General features: G+C 31.9%; 13 protein-coding genes and 1 tRNA gene. 13 read left to right on the top strand and 1 reads right to left on the bottom strand.

Features of this window, described 5'->3' with window-relative positions; genetic code table 11:
• Window positions 1-3 precede the first annotated feature (3 nt).
• The 9 genes from ftsA to CHB67_RS13145 all read left to right on the top strand — a co-directional run bounded on the left by ftsA (window position 4) and on the right by CHB67_RS13145 (window position 8787).
• Entirely contained in the window at window positions 4-1341 is a 1338-nt protein-coding gene (gene ftsA / locus CHB67_RS13185) for a cell division protein FtsA (protein ID WP_089382258.1), read from the top strand.
• A gap of 42 nt (window positions 1342-1383) precedes the next feature.
• Window positions 1384-3354 (top strand): cell division protein FtsZ, encoded by a 1971-nt coding sequence (gene ftsZ, locus CHB67_RS13180; protein WP_089382257.1) that lies wholly within the window; start codon window positions 1384-1386, stop codon window positions 3352-3354.
• A 125-nt stretch (window positions 3355-3479) separates the two neighbouring features.
• Entirely contained in the window at window positions 3480-3929 is a 450-nt protein-coding gene (locus CHB67_RS13175) for a GatB/YqeY domain-containing protein (RefSeq protein WP_089382256.1), read from the top strand.
• Between the two features lie 10 nt (window positions 3930-3939).
• Window positions 3940-4013: transfer RNA gene (locus CHB67_RS13170), tRNA-Arg, on the top strand.
• A 233-nt stretch (window positions 4014-4246) separates the two neighbouring features.
• Window positions 4247-5500 carry a site-specific integrase gene (locus CHB67_RS13165; protein ID WP_089382255.1) on the top strand — a complete coding sequence of 418 codons (1254 nt, stop codon included), beginning with the start codon at window positions 4247-4249 and terminating at the stop codon, window positions 5498-5500.
• A 102-nt stretch (window positions 5501-5602) separates the two neighbouring features.
• Window positions 5603-6457, top strand: coding sequence for an RteC domain-containing protein (locus tag CHB67_RS13160; protein WP_089382254.1), 855 nt, complete (start codon window positions 5603-5605; stop codon window positions 6455-6457).
• Window positions 6458-6802: 345 nt separating this feature from the next.
• Window positions 6803-7081, top strand: a complete 279-nt coding sequence (locus tag CHB67_RS13155) for a helix-turn-helix domain-containing protein (protein ID WP_089382253.1) — start codon at window positions 6803-6805, stop codon at window positions 7079-7081.
• A 48-nt stretch (window positions 7082-7129) separates the two neighbouring features.
• Window positions 7130-7807: a hypothetical protein gene (locus CHB67_RS13150; protein ID WP_176461279.1), complete on the top strand. Its 678-nt coding sequence runs from the start codon at window positions 7130-7132 to the stop codon at window positions 7805-7807.
• 275 nt (window positions 7808-8082) lie between these two features.
• The gene (locus tag CHB67_RS13145; RefSeq protein WP_089382252.1) at window positions 8083-8787 is read left to right on the top strand and encodes an ATPase; all 705 of its coding nucleotides are present in this window, start codon (window positions 8083-8085) and stop codon (window positions 8785-8787) included.
• Between the two features lie 166 nt (window positions 8788-8953).
• On the opposite strand, the gene CHB67_RS13140 is transcribed toward CHB67_RS13145, so the two are convergent.
• Window positions 8954-13060: a hybrid sensor histidine kinase/response regulator transcription factor gene (locus tag CHB67_RS13140; RefSeq protein ID WP_089382251.1), complete on the bottom strand. Its 4107-nt coding sequence runs from the start codon at window positions 13058-13060 to the stop codon at window positions 8954-8956.
• A gap of 590 nt (window positions 13061-13650) precedes the next feature.
• On the opposite strand from CHB67_RS13140, the gene CHB67_RS13135 reads away from it, so the two are divergent.
• The 4 genes from CHB67_RS13135 to CHB67_RS13120 are packed head-to-tail and all read left to right on the top strand — an operon-like array spanning window position 13651 to window position 23440.
• Window positions 13651-16776, top strand: a complete 3126-nt coding sequence (locus tag CHB67_RS13135) for a SusC/RagA family TonB-linked outer membrane protein (protein ID WP_089382250.1) — start codon at window positions 13651-13653, stop codon at window positions 16774-16776.
• Between the two features lie 10 nt (window positions 16777-16786).
• The gene (locus CHB67_RS13130; RefSeq protein ID WP_089382249.1) at window positions 16787-18622 is read left to right on the top strand and encodes a RagB/SusD family nutrient uptake outer membrane protein; all 1836 of its coding nucleotides are present in this window, start codon (window positions 16787-16789) and stop codon (window positions 18620-18622) included.
• Between the two features lie 36 nt (window positions 18623-18658).
• Window positions 18659-21694 carry a SusC/RagA family TonB-linked outer membrane protein gene (locus CHB67_RS13125; protein WP_176461278.1) on the top strand — a complete coding sequence of 1012 codons (3036 nt, stop codon included), beginning with the start codon at window positions 18659-18661 and terminating at the stop codon, window positions 21692-21694.
• Between the two features lie 24 nt (window positions 21695-21718).
• On the top strand, window positions 21719-23440 hold the full coding sequence (locus CHB67_RS13120) for a RagB/SusD family nutrient uptake outer membrane protein (protein WP_089382247.1): 1722 nt from the start codon (window positions 21719-21721) through the stop codon (window positions 23438-23440).
• Window positions 23441-23446: the final 6 nt, after the last annotated feature.

Genomic DNA, 23446 nt, shown 5'->3' with positions numbered 1-23446 from the left:
GATATGGAACACAATGATATTTCAGTAGGATTGGATATAGGAACAACAAAAATTGTTGCTATGATTGGTCGTAGAAATGAATATGGAAAGATTGAATTGCTTGGAACTGGAAAAGCCAAGAGTTTAGGTGTGCATCGTGGTGTTGTAAATAATATCACACAAACCATACAATCTATACAAATGGCGGTTGACGAAGCTATAGCCGTTTCGGGAATAAAAATAACCGATGCAGTTGTAGGTATTGCGGGTCAACACATTAGAAGTTTACAACACAGCGATTATATTACGCGTGTAAATGCTGAAGAAGTTATTGATGATGATGATTTAGATGCATTAGAAAAGCAAGTGTATAAATTAGTAATGCTTCCAGGTGAAGAAATAATTCATGTATTACCACAAGAATTTAAAGTTGATGGTCAAGCTGAAATTACCGAACCTGTGGGAATGTACGGAGGAAGATTGGAAGCTAATTTTCATGTAGTAGTTGGACAGGTTTCTTCTATCAGAAATATTGGACGTTGTATTCGTAGTGCAGGTTTAAATCTGGCAGGCATTACATTAGAACCTTTAGCATCAGCTGAAGCTGTTTTAAGTACCGAAGAAAAAGAAGCTGGTGTAGCATTGATTGATATAGGTGGTGGAACAACAGATTTGGCAATATTTAAAAATGGTATTATTCGCCATACAGCTGTAATTCCATTTGGAGGAAATGTAATTACGGAAGATATAAAAGAAGGTTGTTCAATTATTGAAAAGCAAGCCGAATTATTAAAAACAAGATTTGGATCGGCTTGGCCAGGTGAAAATAAAGACAATGAAATTGTTTCAATACCAGGTTTAAGAGGAAGAGATCCAAAAGAGATAACATTAAAAAACCTTTCAAAAATAATTAATGCACGTGTTGTTGAAATTATTGAGCAGGTATTTTTAGAAATAAAAAATTATGGGTACGAAGAGCCAAAGAAAAAATTAATAGCAGGAATTGTTATTACAGGTGGTGGTGCTCAATTAAAACATTTAAAACAATTAGTTGAATATATTACGGGAATGGATTCTAGAATTGGATATCCAAATGAAAATTTAGCAGGTGATTCTGACGAAAGTTTATCAAGTCCGCAATATGCAACAGCAGTTGGTTTATTAATGAATGGTTTAAAACAACTAGATAAAGAAAAAGTAAGAGTAGCCGAACAACAGAAGTTTGAGGAAGAAGCCGCAGCCGTAGCGGAAACAAAAGAAGTTGTTAAGGAGGTAGTTAAGGAAGAGCCAAAACCACCAAAGAAAACCATTTTTGAAAAATGGGGAGAAAGATTCAAAGATTTTTTAGACAACGCAGAATAATTAAAAAAAAGAAAAAGAAACAACATACCAAAATATATATTTATGAGCAGTTCAGATTTTAGCAACATTTCATTTGATTTACCAAAGAATCAGTCAAACGTAATAAAAGTCATTGGTGTAGGTGGTGGCGGTAGTAATGCCGTTAACCATATGTATTCTCAAGGAATTAACGGAGTAGATTTTGTGATTTGTAACACCGATGCTCAGGCGTTACAAAACAGTCCTATTCCAACAAGAATTCAGTTAGGAGTTGATTTAACTGAAGGTTTAGGTGCAGGAGCTAATCCAGAAGTTGGGGCGCAAGCAGCTGAAGAAAGTATAGAAGAAATAAGAGCAATGTTAGGTACCAACTCTAAAATGGTATTTATTAACGTTGGAATGGGTGGAGGAACCGGTACCGGAGCTGCACCAGTTATTGCAAGAGTTGCTAGAGAGTTAGATTTGTTAACTATTGGTATTGTTACAATTCCATTTTCTTTTGAAGGTAAAATGCGTAATGATCAAGCTAAAAAGGGGATTGAGAAATTACGTGAATATGTAGATTCTTTAGTGGTTATCAATAATAATAAATTAAGAGAAGTTTACGGTAACCTAGGTTTTAAAGCAGGTTTCTCAAAAGCTGATGAAGTTTTGTCAACAGCCTCACGTGGTATTGCTGAAGTAATTACACATCACTATACACAAAATATTGATTTAAAAGATGCTAAAACGGTTCTTTCAAATAGTGGGACAGCTATTATGGGATCTGCGACGGCATCAGGTATGAATAGGTCTGAAGAAGCTATTTCAAAAGCCCTTGATTCACCACTTTTAGATGATAATAAAATTACAGGAGCTAAAAATGTATTGTTGTTAATTGTTTCGGGTTCAGATGAAATAACAATTGATGAAATTGGAGAAATAAATGATTTTATTCAATCAGAAGCAAAGTCCAATGTAAATATTATTATGGGTGTTGGTGAAGACGAAAGCTTGGGTGATTCTATTTCTGTAACTGTTGTAGCTACAGGTTTTACTAAGGATCAGCAAAATGAAATTTCAAATACCGACCCTAAGGTAATCAAGCATGTGCTTGGTGACGATCAAGAGGCAACATTTGATTTGTCTGGTGATAAAGGAATTAAAGTGTCTAGTAACAAGCCAACAATGCCTTTAAATGAAAAACCTGAAGAAGAAGAAAAGGTGGTTTATGATTTAGGAGAAGAAGTTGAAGATGAATTTGATATGATACCTTCAACAGAGTTTATAAATAATTTAGATGTAATTTATGAAGAAGTAGCTGTTACATCACCAAGTGATTTTGTAATTACAAATATAGCACCTGTAAGTGAAGAACCTGAGGTAGAATCTATAGAAGAGGAAAGTCAAATATCATTTACGTTTGATATGCCAATAGCAAAAGAGCAAGGCGAACCTGTTGAAAAAAAGCTTGAACAACCTATTGTAGAAGAGCCAACTATTGAAATAAATGCAATTGAGGTTATTGAGCCAGAAGTTGTTGAGCCAGCTAAAACGGTTGAAAAAGTGATACATTTTTCTTTAGAAGACTATACGGAATTAGAAGATAATTTAGCGAATGCAAAACCAAATGCAAAAGCAAATGCAAAAGCAAATGCAAAAGCACCTGTAAAACCAATTAGTAAGGTTGCAATTGAAGAAGAAGCCGATTTAAATTTAACCTTGCGTTCAGAAGGTAAAATTGATATTAATGAACAAGAAGTTGTAGATCACAAGGAAGTTTCACCGTTAGATTTAACCATTTCAGAATTGCAAAAAAGAGCTGATGATAGAAGAGAAAAAATGAAAAACTTTAATTATAAATTTATGAATAAAGTGAGTCATAATATTGATGAAATTGAAAAGGTACCTGCATACAAAAGAATGGGAGTTGATTTAGATGCTAGCACACATTCATCAGAAACAAAAGTTTCTAGAACTTCTTTAGAAATTGATGATAATGATGACGTTCAGTTAAGATCAAACAATTCATTTTTACATGACAATGTAGATTAAAAATATATTGCCCAAAGACGAGTGCCCTTAGACTAATTTTCTAAGTTTAGACTCGAAAATCTTCTTGTTATATTGAAGATTTTCGAGTTCTTTTTTTTTATATTCGCAGTATCAAATTATAGACTATGAGTTTACAAAAAGAATTAATGGTGAAAATAAAAGAAGCAATGAAAGCTAAGGATACAGTTGCTTTAGAATCTTTAAGAGCCATAAAGTCAGAAATATTGTTAGTGCAAACTAAAAGTGGAGCTTCAGAAGATTTAACGAAAGTAGAAGAAATTAAGTTACTTCAAAAATTAGTAAAACAACGTAAAGATAGTGCAGCTTTATATTTAGAACAAGATAGAAATGATTTGGCATCGCCAGAATTGGCACAAGTTGAAATTATTGCTCAGTTTTTACCAGAGCAAATGAGCCAAGAGGAGCTAAAGAACATAATTGCAACAATTATTGCTAACGTAGGAGCTTCATCAATGAAAGATATGGGGAAAGTTATGGGGATGGCTTCAAAACAATTGGCGGGTAAAGCTGATGGAAAAGCTATTTCAGCAGTAGTAAAAGAGTTATTAGGATAACATAATAAATGGCCTCGTGGCGCAACTGAATAGCGCACTGGATTTCGGCTCCAGCGGTTGCAGGTTTGAATCCTGCCGGGGTCACTAAAGTAACAATCAAAAAAGCCCAAATCCTTGTAAATCCTATGTTTATATAGGTTTTTTAAGTTTTTAGGAATACATAGAATTTGATGCTATTTGATATGAAATGGTAGTTAACTGTCAGTTAATTTTCAAAGTGTCAGTTTAACTGACACTTTCATTAAATCAAATATAAATCAGTATAGTAGATTTGACTTTCGTCATAAACAATGTTAAACATTTAAAAGACGACTGCTATGCGTGCAACAAACACATTCTCAATTCTCTTTTGGGCTGACCAAAAGAACAGTAAAAACAATGAAGCATTATTATATGCTAGAATAAACGTTAACCAAAAAAGAGTTAACATAAGCCTTAAAAAGAAAATTCCAATTGACCTTTGGAACCCTAAATTAAAAAAGGCTAAAGGAAACTCAGCTGAAGCTAGACAAATTAACCAGTATTTATCTCAGGTTAATTCTCAAATTTTTCAGGTTTATCAAGATTTAAAATTTAAGGATAAATTAATCACAGCCCAACTCATTAAAGCTAATTTCTTGGGTGAAGGAGAGCATAATAAATCTCTAATCGAATTAATTGCCTATCACTCTAATAAAACAAAGAATACATTTGCTATTGGAACCATAAGAAATTATGGTATTACAGAAAATTATATTTCGAAGTTTCTTGAGCAAAAAAGAAAAACAACAGACATTTATTTAAATCAATTAGATTACAAATTTATCTGTGATTTCGAAAACTTTCTACACGGTTTCTGGCCAAAAGGGCATCCTAAGGCATTGGGCCAAAATACGGTGATGAAGCATATTCAAAGGTTAAGGAAAATGGTGACACTTTCATATCATTTAGAATGGATTGATAAGGATCCATTCATAAGATGGAAGCCAGTTTTTGAAAAAACCAATCGAGAATTTTTATCAGATAGTGAATTGTCAAACCTTGAAACCTATGAGTTTATTTCTGAGCGTTTAGACCGTGTTCGAGATTTATTTGTTTTCAGTTGTTACACAGGAATAGCATATATAGATATTATGCAACTTACTGAGAACAACATTCATTTAGGAATTGATGGTAATAACTGGATTATTACAAAACGTCAAAAAACAAATGTAATGGTAAAAGTGCCGCTACTAGAAAAAGCAAAATATATTTTAGATAAATATAAAAGTCACCCAATTACAGAAGTTACAGGAACATTACTTCCCGTGATAACAAATGAAAAATTGAATATTTATTTAAAAGAGGTAGCAAATTTTTCAGGTATCAAAAAAAATCTAACATTCCATATGGCACGTCACACATTTGCAACTACAGTAACTTTAACAAATGGAGTACCTATAGAAACTGTTTCAAAATTATTAGGACACACTAAAATAGCGACTACTCAAATTTATGCACGTGTAATTGAACGAAAAGTGAGTGATGATATGAATGCTCTTAGGGATATATTAAATAAGAAAAAAGCTGACGATAACAAAAAGGCGCAATAATTAACAAAATATAAAATAGTGTTATTTATGTGATTTTTGTCACACAATAAAAGATGTTTTAGTATTTTTATTTCGAGAAAAAGATTAAAAATACGATTGTAAATGAAAAAAATTGCTTCGATTATCGAATGTTTCGACACATCTATATCTGAAATTGAAAAATCAAATTTAACACAGTTATTACAACTTAAAAAAAAGATAAATAGAACTAAAAACTGTTTAAATGAACTTAGACGTGAAGTCCTATTGAACAGTTTTGATTCTCCAAAAAAGGAAATATATTTTTTTAAACATCAAAAACCCTATGTCAAAGGAAGGTTAATATTTTACCTTAATTTGAATGGTTATTTACACGAAAAACCAAAGGGAAGCAAATCGGAACAGCGTAAATTTGTGAATCTAAAATTGAGTGAAATTTCAAAAGAACATTGTAGGCATATAGATTTTATAAATTATTATAAGCTTGAGGAATCAAAAAATGATAAAACTTATTTCCTAAGAGGTGAAGAGCAATTAGAACTATTTATCGACAATACGACCATTTTTGAAGACCCTGAATTTAGCACCTTGAGAGATCATCTTGCTTCAAAAGTAGTTGCGTACGATTTGCTTATTAAGTTTTACGAAAAACAATTAGAATCTTTTAAAAAAAAGAATTCAAAACCACCAATTAAGGAAGTTCGGGCACAGCAAGATACAGGCTTAAAATGGACGGCTTCAAACACCGATTTGATAGAGTGGATACTACCTTTAATAAAAGCAAAGGCTATAAATAATGGAAATGTAGAAATGTCTAAAATTGTTGAATTTTGTAAAAATAATTTCGATGTTGATGTAGGGAATATTTACAATACCTTCAGTCAAATTAAAAACAGAAAAAAAGATCCCACAAAATTCCTTGATAAATTAAAAATTGCCTTGTTGAAAACAATAGATGAAGATTTGAAAAAATCTTAATAACTTATAAGTCAATCTATTATAGATTAGTAAATGTTAAAATTTTTAGTAGTAAGTAGTATATACTATTTACTATTATTTTTGAAAAATAGTCCTTTTTTAGCCTGAAAATTGTCAATTTTCAGGTTTTTTTTGATAGAAAAACAAGGTCTGGTTAAAAATTTTTTAAGGTTCAAAAAAATATCAAAAAATAAATCTCTGATTACAAGTGATTTAAGTGTTTTGAAATGTTAAATTTTTTAGTAGCTACTAAGTTACTACTAAAAATATTCAAACAAGTTTTACAGCTTTGTAGTACGAAAGTCAAATCGCTATAAAAATTTATTAATTCAAAAAACAATTAAAATGCCTACAGAAATTATCACAACCGATGATCTGAGAGAATTCAGATTAGAACTACTAGACGACATAAAAAAATTATTAAAATTAAGTGAAGATTTAAGCCGTAAAAAATATTTGAAATCTCCCGATTTAATGAAAATATTAAAAGTAAGTTCTGGAACACTTCAAACAATGAGAATCAATGGAACACTGCCCTATATAAAAATTGGCGGAATTATATTTTATGACCCAGAAGAAATATCAAAAGTGATGAAAGAAAATAGCATCCATAATAACTTTTAATATCAACGTCATTCTGCACTTGATAAGGAATCTCATCATTAAAAAACTATGAACTACATAAAACACCTCAACGCTATACTAGATCAATTTTCAAAAGATAGGAGATTAAATACAACACATATCAGCTTATATTTAGCCTTATTTTATATTTGGAATTACAACCGATTTCCGAAAGATTTTTTCATAAATCGAGAAGAAGTTATGAGTCAATCTAAAATAGGCTCAAAATCCACCTACCATAAATGCATCAAAGAGCTAAGTAACTGGAAATATATACTTTATAGTCCATCTCACAACCCGTTTAAAGGCAGTAGAGTTCAGTTGTTTCAATTTGGGACAAGTGAAATTCAAGGTGTGGATTTAGACCGTCCTATAAACGGACAAGCTTCGGTATCTTATATAAACATTAATAAACATAATACAAACATAAATAAACCTCTCTCTATAAAAGAGATTTTTAATTTTTTCAAAAAAAAGAATTGGTCTGAAAATGAAGCTGAAAAATTCTTCAATTACTACGAATCTGTTGGATGGAAAAAAGGAAACAATCCAATTGAAAATTGGCAAGCAGCAGCAGAAAGTTGGATGCTAAAAACATCCGATTTTAAAGTTTATCAAAAATCAAAAAAGAAAGCAACACAAAACGATCCAAACGCTTTACCACTTGACCATTTTTACGACAACCTCCACGTCAACGAAAACAAAAGATACGATGAACCACTTTAGAAGCTTATTAAAATTTCTTTTTCGCAAGAATATATTCTTAAAAGCTTCGAGATTCAGGAACGCAGTGACGCGAAGTTTTAAGAATGGTTCTGCAAAGCAGAAATTCCTACGAAAAAGTGTCCTTTTTTGATTCGTTTTTTGGACAAGCAAAAAATGAATAAAACATCAAAAAGAAGAGATAAGCAACTGCGAAGCACATCACGATTTCCAATAAAAAGTAGAAAAGGAATGAGCAAAAAATGAATAAGAATAATTAAATAACCAAAAAAACCACTATGAACCCAACACCACACATAAAAACCGAAGGCACCTCCAAATTCCAAATCGGAGAAATCCGAAACAACACAGTACACTACGATTTTGAAAAAATAAAAACCTACCTCAACATCAAAGGCCATATCTTATTCGGAAAAAACTTCAGAATCCACAAAGAAGACGAAGCCTTACTGTTCAAGTTATGCTCATACTTCATTCAAGACCATTACAGCTGCGCTCAAATGGGAATCGACACCAACAAAGGCATATTACTTTCAGGACCAGTAGGGTGTGGTAAAACATCGCTAATGCAATTACTACTGCACTTAGCACCACACAAAACAACCTACGAAATCATTCCAACACGCAACATCGTATTCAGCTTCAATGCATCCGGATTTGAAACCCTGAAACAATATAACCAAACAAAAAACTACTGTTTTGACGATTTAGGTGTAGAACCTATCGGAGTTCATTATGCAAAAGACTGCAATGTACTAGGAGAAATCTTACTATCAAGATATGATCTATTTACCCAAACCAGTCAAAGTCTTAGTCATAGTTTTAGTCATAGTCAAGGTCATAGTCATTCAAACACCCACATCACCACCAACCTAAATACTAGGGAACTAGAAACCCGCTACGGAAAAAGAGTCCGAAGTCGAATGCGTTCTATGTTCAACCTCATCACCTTTGACGTTAACTCAAAAGATAAAAGAATCTAATTATGTCCTGTCTAATATAGTAAGTCCAGATATTGGTTATCAAGCTACACCTTTTAAACGAGAAACTATATAACCTCCTTTAAGCGAGGTTTATCTGTGGTTTCCAGTAAAGTTTCGCATTTATTCTTAATCATGTTTCATAATTAAGTTTAATGTAAGTTGTTAATTAGTCTCTAGGAGTTTCATTAGTTTTAAGATTTTCAAAGTATTCTTTAGGCGAAACATTATACACTTTTTTAAAACACCTTGTAAAGTAGGATTGTGAACTAAAACCAACTTTATATGTAACTTCACTAAAGCGATAGTTTTCTTCTATAATTAATTTTACAGCATATTTTATTCGAACAAGATTTACAAAATCAGATGTGCTTAGACCTGATAGTGATTTTATTTTTCGGTGAAGATTACTTCTGCTTATCATTATTTCATCTGTCAATTTCTCCAAGCTAAAATTTTCATTTGATAAGTTGTTCTCAACAACGGTGCGCACTCGGTTAAGAAAGAAATTATCTAAACCTCCAGCATCTATGGTTTTTTTAGAAATAAATTGTTTTGTAAAGTTTTCATGAATGCGTCTGCGCTGTTCTAAAAGGTTTTCAATTTGTTTCAATAAAATATTTTCATCAAAAGGCTTCATTATATAAGCATCTGCACCTTTGTCCAAACCTACCATTACATTTTCAGAGGATGATAAAGCAGTTAATAAAATAACAGGTATATGGCTGCTTTCTATTTGCGATTTAACAATGTTACAGAATTCAAAGCCATCCATTTCTGGCATCATGATATCAGATACAATAATGTCAATGTTGCGTTGTTTTAAAACGGCCAATCCTTCTGAGCCATTTTTTGCATACTCTACTTGGTAATAGTCACTCAGAAAAGTACATATTAAGGAACTAAAATCAGGATTGTCTTCTACAACTAGAATTTGGCTTCTATTTTCAGGTGATTTTTCGTTTTTTAGTTGAACAGAAGGTAGTTCGTTTTCGTTCAGGTTTTTGACTTTTTGGTGGCTTTCGAAAAGAATCTTTTGTGCTTTTTGCTTTGTTGGTAAAAGAAGTGAAAAACGTGAGCCTTTGCCAAAACTACTTTGCACCATTATTTCTCCATGATGTAGCAGAGTAAAATCTTTGCAAACAGATAGCCCAATGCCACTTCCTTCATTCTTAGTCGTATCTTTTTTATTGTTTTGTCTTCCTTGCTCAAATCGGTTAAAAATTTTAATTAAATCATCATTGTCAATTCCTGTTCCATTATCTTCAATTGTAATTTGGATAAAATCATCAGTATGTATTTGACCATATCTTAATTGATTGTTATATGAGTTAGATATGGTATTCAGTTTTTTATTTATAGATATTTTTATCTGACCATTTATTTGAACATATTTGAACGCATTGGAAAGGAGGTTGTAAAGTATTGTATCAAGTTTTTGTTGGTCAGCCTCAATTTCTATTTTGGTGTAATTAGAATCAATTAAAAAATCAATTTGTTTAGATCGTATCTCACCTAAAAAACCCTGCTTAATGTCTTTTATTAATTCAACAACATCAAGGTTAGAAATATTTAATTTGTTTTCACCTTTTTCAATTTTCCTTAAGTCAATAATTTGATTTATTAACTCAAGTAATCGATTGGTATTTCGTTTAGCAATTTCTAAATTTGTACGATCTACGGTCGAAATATTTTTTGATTTCAAAAGTTGTTTTAGTGGCCATGATATTAAAGTTAAAGGTGTTCTAAATTCGTGTGAAACATTTGTGAAAAATTTTAGTTTCATTTCGTGAATTTGCTCTTCATTCTCACGTTGCGTTTTCTCAAGTAAAATAACGCGCTTAAGCTTTACACGCTCTATGTAGAATCGACCTATAAAATATAAAATTGTGACAAAAATTAAAATGTAAAGAATGTATGCATAGTTTGTTTTATACCAATATTGTTTTATAATAATTGTCATTTTGGTAGGTGAATCATTCCATATACCATCATTATTAGAGGCTTTTACTTCAAATATATATTTACCAGGATTAAGACCTGTATATAATACTGACCCTTCATTTTCTATAGATATCCATTCATTATAATAATTTATCAAGCGATATTTATATTTATTTTTTTTAGGCTTCAAATAATTATCAGCAAAGAAATTGATTCTAAAAGTTGTTTCACCAGGATTTAAATGAATGGGTTTAATTTCAAAATTATTGGAGTAAATAGGGTAAATAGACTTATTATTTTTTATATTTAATGTGTTAATTATGGTATAAGGTTTTTTTGAATTTACTTTTATATCTTTTGGATTAATTCGGGTAAATCCATTAGTACCACCAAAATTTAAAATTCCATCTTGATCCTTAAATATTGCTTGAGGGCTAAATATGTTACTTTGAATGCCATCAGAATAGACAAAATGACGTTTGCTTTTATCTTCAGGGTTATAAAGAATAAGTCCATTGTTAGATGATATCCAGATATTTTTATTTGAATCTTCTATAATACCATAAACGTTTTTTTGCTTAAGAAAACCACCATCATCAAAATATTCAATTTTGTTTGAATCAGGATTGTAAATTAGTAATCCTTTATTTTTTGTTCCAATCCAAATATCACCTGAGCTGTGTTGCCATAAACTATAAATGGTATTAGCCTCATTTTTTTTTACAATCTGGTTATCCGAAATTTTTGTTATTTCTTCAGTAGGTAAATGAATACGGTATAGGAAATTGTCATAAGTCCCGATCCATAAATTAGATTTATTATCGGCTAGTATAGATTGGACTTCAATGTTATTCATTGGAATACCTTTGCTGTTGTTTAAAAAGCAACGAGTAATAGATTTGGTTTTAAAACTATAGAAATCAATGCCGCCGTGATACGTACCAATCCATACCCCAGAATCTACTGCACATAATGAATAAACACTGGTAGATGATATGTGGTTACCATCATCTATTCCATAGTCAAATACCTTAAATGATGAAGCTCCTGCAGGTTTGTACCAAAGTCCTTTTCTAAAAGTACCAGCCCAAATTCCACCATATTTGTCTTTACATAAAGACTTTATATTTTTTATTTGTTGTTTTTTATCTAAAGGAATAACATCAAATTTTTCTGTAATTAAATTAAATGAATTTAATCCGCCAACTTCAGTTCCAATTAGTAGTTCATCTTTATTTGTTTGTAAAATTGAACTGACCACATTGTTACTTATGGAATTATGTGATGGACTGTGTCTATATGTTTTAAAATTGTTATCGGAATGGTGTAATAGTGCCAATCCTCCTGACCAGGTTCCAATCCATAATTGTCCCTTATTGTCTTCATAAATTTGAAATATGGAATTATGAGGTATTCCAGGATAATCATCAGGATCTAGCCAAGTAAAGCTTCCTTCGTAATCCATAAATAAACCATCATCTGTACCAAACCATAATCTACCATAGGTATCTCTTTTGATAGTCCTTACTCTTTCAGATTTGGAAAGTTCAGAGGTGCTTTTAAATACAACTTGTTTTATAAAATCTCCTTTTAAATTGTATATTTTAGCTCCATTTTCTTCTGTTCCTATCCAGATTTGATCATTTTCAGAATAAATACAAAGAGCTTTTACATTGGTTGAAATTATTTTTTTTAGGGTATTAGATGAAGGAGAAAAACGATAAATGTCACCATTTCTAGTAGTAATCCAAATTCTGTTTAAATCATCCTTGTATAAAACTTCGGGATATTTTAATTGATTTTTAGCTATTCGGTTTAACTGTTTGTTCTTATAATCCAAAATACCAAAACTATTATTGTCTATAACCAAATACCGTCCATCTTTTATTTGAAGTATTGATAACACCTTTTCACTACCCTTAGAACCATCTTCATAAACATACTTTATAGGTTCAAAATTTTGAGTTTCTCTTTTAAATTTACACAAGCCTTTACTTGTTGTAACCCATATTTGGTTGTTTTTATCAGAATAAATTTGCAAGATTTCTTCGCTTGGTAAACTTAAAGAATCGTTAGATATAGGTTCAAACCAATCTGTGTTTTTTGAGTCATACCTTATAAGCCCTTGCTGAGTACCCATCCATATATAGCCCAAATCATCCTGAATAATAGACTGAATAGCATAACGCGTAAAACCTCCTGGAGGAGACATCTCTCGAAAAATGATATTTTGTGTTTGTCCATATCCAATATTTTGAAAGAAAATAGTGAACAATAATAATGTAAATAACGGTTGTAATTTATTCATTGTAACGTGAGAAATATTTTTCATAAAAATATTAAATGTTTCAGTTTGTTTTTTTTCACTATTGATGCAATTGTGGGATTATAGTGAAAAACTACAGTAGATTTGACAATAATGGAACAATAGTGCATAGAAATAACTTCTTCTAGTGTCTAAGTTTGTCTTCTAATAACCAAACTACATTTTAACCGCAAATGTACAAACTTAGATTTATATCATCTTTTGTAAAGATTTTAACTTGTTTAAAAAAAAGCAATTCTAATGAACTTTTAAATTCTAATAATGGAATAGAAAGTGCGAATTGCAATAACCTTAATTTAGGGTGTATTTATTTTAATATGCCAAACCACTCTAATTATAATACTTCTAAAATCCACTTAATAAGTTTAGTTCTGGCTGAACTTAATTTGTATTCAAAAAAAAAAGGAAGCTATGTGTACACTAACTTTCTAGGAGGTCTTAAAAGTTATTATCATTATTTTTTTATGAAATACTTCTACGGAAATTTCATTTAAATAAAAATCACTTAAACAATAATTATGGAAATAACATTACTAACATTTTAACAAATATTAATTAACTAATAAAAAACAAACACTTAAACTAAATTTAAATTTATGAGACTAAATGACAGATTAAAACTTTGTATGGTCGTGATGCTTTTTTTATGTACAGCATTCGTTTTTGCACAGGAAAAAACAATTGCGGGAACTGTTACAGATGAAGGAGGTATCCCCTTGCCAGGGGTGTCAATTATTGTAAAAGGCACTAAGAATGGTGCTGTTACTGATTTTGACGGTGAATTTGCAATAAAAGTAAAGAGCGAACTTGATATTCTTGTATTCTCTTATATAGGGATGGAAATAGAGGAGGTGCCTGCTTCAGGGAAAACTAAAATAGCATTGATAATGCGAAGCGCTGCAGAACAATTAGATGATATAGTAATTATAGGATATGGTTCACAAAAGAAAGAAAGTGTTGTTGGCGCCATAACTAAAGCTAAAGGAGAAGACCTAATGAAATCTGGGGGTGTATCAAACGTAGGTGAAGCAATTCAAGGAAAATTACCTGGTGTAGTTGCCATCTCGTCTAGTGGATTGCCAGGGCAAACAGATCCTAAAATTTTTATTCGTGGTCAAGGTTCTTGGAATGGAGGAGGACAGCCTCTTATTCTTGTAGATAACATTGAGCGTTCAATGGGTGATCTTGATTTAAATGAAATTGAGTCAATTTCAGTATTAAAAGATGCTTCAGCTACTGCTGTATTTGGTGTTAAAGGTGCTAACGGGGTTATTTTAATTACAACAAAAAGAGGTAAGTCAGGTAAAGCTCAGCTTTCACTTTCTGGTAATGCAACCGTTAAATCGGTATCAAAATTACCTAAACAGTTAAATTCATTTTCATCTATTACGCATGCAAATGAGTCAATTATGCGTGAGTTGGCTTATACTCCTAACTCATGGAATGACATTGTTCCTTTCCAAATTCAAGATAAATACCGAAACCCTGCTACATTGGAAGAGAGTTTTCAGTATCCAGATGTTGATTGGCACGATGTTCTTTTGAAAGATCAAGTCACAGATACTAGAGTTAATCTTTCTGTAAGAGGTGGTTCAGATTTTGCTAAGTATTTTGGAAGTTTATCTTACCAAACAACACGAGATATTTTTAAAGGATCAGAATATAATAATGGTAAGGGATATAATAGTGAATATAGATATGATCGTTTTAATTACCGAAGTAATTTAGATTTTAATATTACATCATCAACAAAAGTTTCGGTTAATATTTCTGGGTATTATGGAGTTCAGGAGAAACCTATAAGTGATATAACAAAGCCTCTTAATGGATTATATAATATTGCATCTTCACTTTACACACCTCTTTATCCAGATGGATTATATGGAGATCATGTTAGTGGTGAGTCAAGTTTTAGAAACCCGTTAATTTACCTTACTCAAAGAGGAGCTGAAACTTCAAATAGAGTAGGGATTAGTAGTGATTTTATTTTAGATCAAAAACTTAATTTTATAACTAAAGGGTTAAGTTTAAATGCAAGATTGTCTTATGACAATAACACGACAGCAGGAAGATCTATTAGAGATAGAGGTGATTCCGATTATGATAATGTAATTTATAGAATTTATGATGTTGATGGAAATGAAATAATTACTTCACCTGATGGTGTTAATGATTTTGATTATGTAATTCAGCCTTGGACACAATCGGCTTTAAATGTAAGTAATGGCTCAAAGTTTAGAAGATTAACATATCAAGGAGCCTTAAATTACAAGAGAACTTTTGCAGATAAGCATAATACTTCAGGATTATTTTTATTCCAAAGAGAAGAGTCTGCTAGAGGGTCTGTATTTCCTTCATATAGAGAAGATTGGGTAGGTCGTATTACTTATAATTACGATGATAAATATTTTTTAGATGTTAATGGAGCTTATAATGGTTCAGAGAAATTTGGTCCAGGCTACCGTTTTGAATTGTTTCCTTCTGCCGCTGCAGGTTGGATGATATCCAATGAAAATTTTTTAAGTAATGAAGATTGGTTAAATACCTTAAAAATACGTGGTTCTTATGGTTTGGTAGGAGATGATAGAGCTAATGGTAATAGATTTTTATACGACACTAGATGGGAAAATGGAGGAAGTTCTTTTTTAGTACCTAGTCATATTCAGAATAGATCACCATATATATGGTACAGTGAACAAGTTGCGGGTAATCCAGAATTACAATGGGAAACATCTTTAAAGTCTAATATAGGTATAGATTTAGCTTTATTTCAAAACGCTGTAACAGCACAGTTTGATTATTTTGCAGAAGACAGAGAGAATATTTTTATAACAGGTACAAATCGAAATGTTCCAGATTTCTTTGGTTTTGCACCACCAGCAGCAAATACAGGAGTTGTTCATGTAAAAGGATTTGAATTTGTACTTGGACTAAAACATACGTTTGCAAATGACTTGAGGTTATTCACAGACTTTAGTTATACACGTGCAAAAGACAAAGTTATAGCAAGAGAAGATCCAGAATTAAAACCGTTTTATCAAAAAGCAGCAGGATACATTATTGGTCAACCACGTGCTGCAATTGCAGGAGATATTTTAGCTAGTTGGGATGATATTTATATGTCAACTCCAACGGTAAATGATCAAAATTTCCGTCGTCCAGGATATTATGATGTTATTGATTATAATGGAAATGGTGATTACAATAGCACAGATGATAACGCGCCTTTAGGTTACTCAGACCGTCCTCAAAATACTTGGACTTGGAATGTTGGAGGAAGCTATAAAGGATTTAATCTAATGCTAATGTTTTATGGTTCTCAGAATGCCAATAGAACACTAGACTCAAGAACATTTAATAAAGAAACATATTTGTTTTTTGATTATTTACAGGATTACTGGTCTCCAGATAATCAGGATGCTACCCTTACTTTACAACCTTGGACTCTTGACAATGCAGCTTTAGATCCAATGCGAAATAGATTTGATGCATCGGTAGTGCGTTTAAGAACAGTAGAATTTGCTTATGATATACCAAAATCGTTTTGTAGTCAAATGGGAGTAAGTAGTATGCGATTTTTTGTAAACGGTAATAACTTGTTATTGTGGACTGATTTACCAGATGATAGAGAATTTAATGGTAGTAATTCTCAAGATTCTGACCGTACAGGAGATTATCCAACGTTGAGAAGAATCAATTTTGGTTTTAACTTAAACTTTTAAACAGAGAACAATGAAAAATATTATTATTAAAACACTATGTATTTTAGGGCTTTTGTTTTCTTTCTCATGCGAGGAATATTTAGACGCAGCGCCTGAATCAGTGATCGAAATTGAAGATGTATTCAAGAACTTTGATAATATGCAAGGGTTTGTGGAAGAAATGTATGCTTTGGTAACAGATTACCAAACAGGTGGACATCAACAAACCGATTATTTGTATGGAGATGATGCGACAATAAATAATGGTTGGCAACCAATGAATCGAATAGATAAAGGGGAGCTAGGTTTTTGGATAAGAAATGATTTTACTTATTTAAATAAAACGGATCGCATTAGAACAAATGATCCTAACGATGCGAGAACATTGCATAGACCAGGGGTTTATAATGGATCATTATTAGGAATTCGTAAAGCAAATATTGCAATTGAAAATATTGACTTACTTGTAAATGCTACAGAGGATGAGAAGAATGTTATTTTAGGTCAAGCATATTTTTTTAGAGCTTTTTTTCATCTAGAAATTATGAAGTTTTGGGGGCGTTACCCTTATGTTAATAAAGTTTTGGTTGAGGATTATAACTTACCTCGTCCAGACTCTTACAGAGAAACTGCACTTGCAATTCATGAAGATTTTAAAAAAGCTGCAGAATTATTACCAGTAAAGTGGGATGATGAAACCTATGGACAAAAAACATTTGGCGAAAATAAAGGTCGTGTAACTAAAGGTGCTGCTTATGGTTATATGGGTAAAAATTTACTTTTTGCTGCCAGTCCATTAATGAAAGGAAGTACTAATACCTATGACTATGATAGTGATTTAGCTGCAATGGCTGTTGATGCTTTTGCTGAGTTACTTAAATTGGCAGACCAAGGTACCTATGCATTATCCACTTTTGAAAATTATGAGGAAGTATTTTGGGATGTGCCAGCTAAAGTTTGGCCAGGAGGTACCGAATTTATTTTCAATAGTACTGGATTTAATTACAGTTTAACTAGGGAAGTTATTAGACTTCAAATGGATAGTAAAGTTGCAGGTGGAGGTAGTAAAGTGCTAAGTCCTACACATAACTTTATTCATTATAATTTTGGAATGGCCAATGGGCTTTCAGTTCAAGATGATATGAGTGGAAATTATGGAGCCCCTACATTCGATCCTGCAAAACCTTTTGAAAATCGTGATCCTAGGTTTTATAAGTGGATTACTGTTAATGGAGATGTTTTGGCAACAAAATCATCAGCAGGACAACATAAAATAGCTCAACTTTATGAAGGAGGATTGCACCGTAACAGTAGTACAGGGTCTGAAACAGGTTACTTCTTTAAAAAATATTATCCAACATTACATAGTAAATGGAATAGATTGGATAATAAATATACACCATGGAGAATTCGAATGCGACTTACAGATATTTATTTAATGTATGCCGAAGCATTATTAGCAGCTACAAACAGCGCTGTTTCACAACCAGCTTCATACAATTTATCAGCAGAACAAGCTATAAATATGTTAAGAGATAGAGCAGGAATACCTCAGGTACATCCTTCTAAAGTTTCAGATCCAAACGAATTTATGGACGAGTTACGTCGTGAACGTAGTGTTGAACTTTCTTTTGAAGCGCACCGTTGGGTAGATATTCGTAGATGGGTTGTAGCACATTTAGATCGATATAAAACTAAAACGGGTGTTAATTTTCCTGAAAAGGACCCTAATACTGGAACTTATTCGTATTTCGAGGAATTTGTGCTGGTAAATAGAGTTTGTGATTATCCAAAACATTACTGGTTGCCATTTGAAGCAAGCCAAACTCAGATTTATGATGGATTTCCTCAAAATCCAGGTTGGTAAATTTTCAGAGTCTTAATTTAAATGAAAGAATATAACATGAAAAAATATATAAAAGACAAAATTCTATTCCTGGGATTATTAACCATTTTTTGCTTTGCCACTATGGCAACAGCACAACAAATGGGAACAGGAATTTCAGCAACAATTGTTGACGAGCAGGGAAAACCCTTGAGTGGTGTACAAATATTTGCACCTAAAGGTATTAGTACCACTACAAATGCTAAAGGAGAATTTACTTTAGCTAAAGTTTCTTTAGACCAGAGTATTATTATTGAAATGGATGGGTATAATACACAGCTAATTAATTCTTCTGATTTAATTGGGGAAGTCACCCTTAAGAAATCTCTTTTCCTAGCTTCAGATAAAGATATTGTTAAACAAGCTATTAAAACAATAACGAAAAGAGAAATGACAGGTGCTTTTTCTTCAGTTAATACTAGTGATCGAATTGTTTATGATAATACTCAATATGTTAGAGATTATATTGAAGGCCTTATGGTAGGAGTAAAAGGTACTTCTAGTGTAAGAGGTATTGGTACGGCATTATTTGTTATTGATGGTGTAATTGGTAGAGACCCAAATATTTTAAATATGGATGAGGTTGATCAAATCACGGTACTAAAAGATGCTAGTGCTATTGCACTTTACGGTAGTCAAGCTAAAAATGGTGTAATTATTATCAATACCAAGCGTGGAGCTATTAATAAGAGAAGTGCTACAGTAAATATTAGAAGTGGATTAAAAACACCAATTGAATTGCCAAATTATTTAGGCGCTGTAGATTATATGCAGCTATTTAACGAGGCAAGAAGAAATGATGGCTTAGAAGTATTTTATGAGCAGTCTTTAATTGATGATTATAAAAGTAGTACCAACCCTTATTTGTATCCAGATGTAGATTTCTATAATGATGAAGGATATTTAAGAGGGGCTACAACTACAACAGATATTGTAACACAGTTTGCTGGAGGAAATGATAAAACGCAATATTACATTAATATGGGCTGGAATTATGACCAAAATCAGGTACTGCTAAATTCTGAGGCTAATAAAGGTAGCAACCGTTTTAATGTAAGAGCGAACGTTGATTTTAAAGTGAACGATTGGATTAAAAGTAGTGTTGATGTAGTTGCTATTATAAATTCAAATAAAACAGCAAACGAAAATCTTTTAAGTAGTGGTACAACATTTAAACCTAATGCTTATGCACCGTTTTTACCGCTTTCTATGATGGACCGTTCAAATAATAGTTTAAATGCAATAATAGAAGGAGCAAATGTTTTCAATGGTAGCTTATTAGGGACAACTCAGGCACTAAGAAATAACACACCGGTTGCAGAAATATTAGCTGGTGGTCGTAAAAACAAAATTACAAATACTACTCAGTTCAACAATGCAATTGATCTAGATTTAAGTATGATAACAAAAGGTCTGTCAGCTAAAACATATTTAAGTTTTGACTTTTTGGATGTATATACGGAATCTCTACAAAATCAATATAGAGTTTATGAACCAACTTGGGAAGATGGACAAATTGTAGACCTTACACCTTATGGTGAGGTAGATTTGAAGGATCAAACTCAAAATGTAAATTCAAATTCTTTTGTAAGTAGATTAGGGTTTTATGGTCTTTTAAATTATGAGAAAACATTTAAAAATAAGCACTCAATTAATACAACCATACTAGGTTATACATTTACAGAGCAGGAAGATGATGTTTTACAGGCAGACAAGTATTCTCACCTTGCTTTGCAAATATCGTATGATTATAAGAAAAAAATATTCGCAGATTTTGGAGCTACCTATGCTAATTCTATAAAATTAGCTGAAGGAAATAGAGGAGGCTTGTCTCCAACAGTTAGTTTAGCTTATATTATTAGTGAAGAGAGTTTTATGAAAAATGTAGGCTTTATAAATTACTTAAAATTAAAAGCTTCTGGTGGAATTATCAAATCTGATATTGACATAGATGAGTATTATCTTTATGATGAAAATTATAGTGATGGTGCAACTTTTACGTGGGCTGATGGTGTATTTAATCGTGAAAAAGACATATCACAAGGTCAAAATTTATCAATAGACTATGAAGATCGTATTGATTTAAATTTCGGATTAGAAGCTAATTTATTTAATTCTTTATGGTTAGAATTTAATTATTTCAAAACTGATTTTGACAATCAGGTAACTAGATTAAGCAATAGATACCCAAATTATTATAATATTTTTAGACCTTATGATAATTTTAATAAAGATGCATACCATGGGTTTGAATTAGGATTAAATTATGCAAAGAACTTTGATAGTGGTTTTTCATTTAATTTAGGGGGTAATATATTGTATTCACAGTCTGAAGTTAAGACTCGTGATGAAGTAGTAGAGTATGATTATTTATCTAGAATAGGTAGACCAACAAACGCAATTTTTGGTTTAGTTGATGATGGGTTTTATTCAGAAAATGATTTTAATACGAATACTAACGGAGATTTAGTACTAAACGATAACCTACCAGTTCCAGCTTTTGGAGCAGTACAACCAGGAGATCTTAAATATGTTGATCAAAATAATGATGCTATAATTGATGATAATGATAGAAAGGAAATAGGTCAGTATAGCAATCCTTGGTCTTATGGGGTTAACCTAAGATTACAATATAAAGGTCTAAGTTTATTTATACTAGGTGTTGGACAATTTGGAGGCGAGCTAATTACAGATGATAACTATTTTTGGGTAGACGGAAACGATAAATACTCTGAAGTTGTTTTAGGACGTTGGACTCCAGAAACTGCAAATACAGCTACCTACCCAAGATTATCTTCAAACACAAACAATCATAATTATAGAAGATCTACATTCTGGATGAAGGACAATAGTTTCTTTGATATCAAACGAGCGCAATTAACTTATGAGTTTGGAAAAGATGTATGTGAAAAATTAGGAATGAGTCAGTTTAGTATAAATACAGCTGCAATAAACCTATTTCAATTTGGAGAAAGTAGAGATATTCGTCAGTTAAATATTGGGAGTAACCCACAATATAGAACGATCACTTTTGGTTTAAGAACAACATTTTAGGTCAATTAAATAAAACTTTTAAATATGAAAAAAATAATCAATTATATAACGATTGCACTTCTTTTTACAGGTCTGGTAGCTTGTGAAGATATGCTAGATCCTCTTGATGAAAACCGGATTACAACCGATTATATTGGAACTGACCCAGAATCAGCAGAAGGAATACTGCTACAAGGGTATAACAAGATAATGAATCAGTACCAATATACCGAAGCAGGTACAGATGACGCCGTTCACAATCAAATGGATAATGGCTATAAAAGAATGGCTTTAGGTGAATTATCAGCTCAGTATAATCCTGCTTCTGAATGGGGGCAATTCGAAAGAGTATTTTACATTAATAAATTTATTGAAATTGTTAATGAAGGCACAGTTCAATGGCATAGAGATCAGGAAGTTGATCAATTATTTAATGATAGACTACTTGGAGAAGCATTAGCACTAAGAGGCTTGTTTCATTTTTATATATTACAGGCGCATGCAGGTGTAGGTGTATCTGGTGATTTATTAGGTATTCCTTATATCAAGGAGTTCATTCCTCCAAGTGGAAACTTTAATATACCGCGTTTATCATTTCAAGAATCTTTAGACGAAATTTTAGCTGATTATGATGAGGCTTTTGAATTACTTCCAACAGATTATTCGGATAATGAAGCAGATATTGATCCTAAATATGGAGATGTTGATTTTGGAAAATACAAAACAGTAAATGGATCACAATACAATCTTAGAGTTTCTGGTAGAATTGTAAAAGCATTAAAAGCCCGATTGGCATTATATGCTGCTAGCCCATCATTTTTAAACGGGTCAGGGTATTATGAAAAAGCAGCAACTGTGGCTTCAGAACTTTTAAATGATATTGGAGGTATTTCAGGTTTAGATCCTAATGGAGTAGTTTTTTATGACTCTGATGATGATAAAGATGGTGCTGAAATGTTGTGGCGTGGTTCTTTGGGAAATAACAATTCAACACAAGAAGAAAGAAATTTTCCACCTTCAAGAAATGGATTAGGACAAATAAATCCTACGCACAATATTGTGAGTGCCTTTCCAATGAAAAACGGCTTTCCAGCAACTGTTGCTAATGGATATGATCCGCAAAATCCTTACAATAATAGAGATCCTCGTTTGTTGGAATATATTGTTACTAATGGCTCTTCAATTGGAGGAGGAACTATCAATTCTGGACTTGGGGGTGGTGTAGATAGAACAGATTCAATACCTGAATTGTCTACAACTACAGGTTATTATTTAAAAAAATTACTTCGTTCTGACGTACGTTTAAATGATGATGGTACAACTTCAGGTAAAAGACATTTTAACGTATATTTTAGATATACTGAATTGTTTTTGATTTTAGCAGAAGCATCTAATGAAATTGGAGGTCCAATGCACCAAGTAAATGGTATTTCAGCAACCGATGTAATGAGTGCTATTCGTGAAAGAGCAGGTATTACTCAACCTGATTTATATTTAGCTTCTATAAGTTCAAAAGAGCAAATGCGAGATTTAATTCGAAATGAACGTCGTTTAGAACTAAGTTTTGAAGGGCATCGTTTTTGGGATATTAGAAGATGGGGACTTCCTTTAAACGAAACAGCAACAGGATATTTTTATGATGGTACAAACTACGTAGAATTAACAACTGTAGAAATTAGAGATTACCCTTCTCATGCCAAATATTTACCTATTCCTAATAACGAGATTGTAAAGTTTTCAATGCTTGAGCAAAACCAAGGATGGTAATATTAG

The sequence above is a fragment of the Lutibacter agarilyticus genome (assembly GCF_900188235.1).
Taxonomy (GTDB): Bacteria; Bacteroidota; Bacteroidia; order Flavobacteriales; family Flavobacteriaceae; genus Lutibacter; species Lutibacter agarilyticus.
Note: the sequence above shows the minus strand (reverse complement) of the source record. Positions and strands in the feature narration are given on the sequence as shown.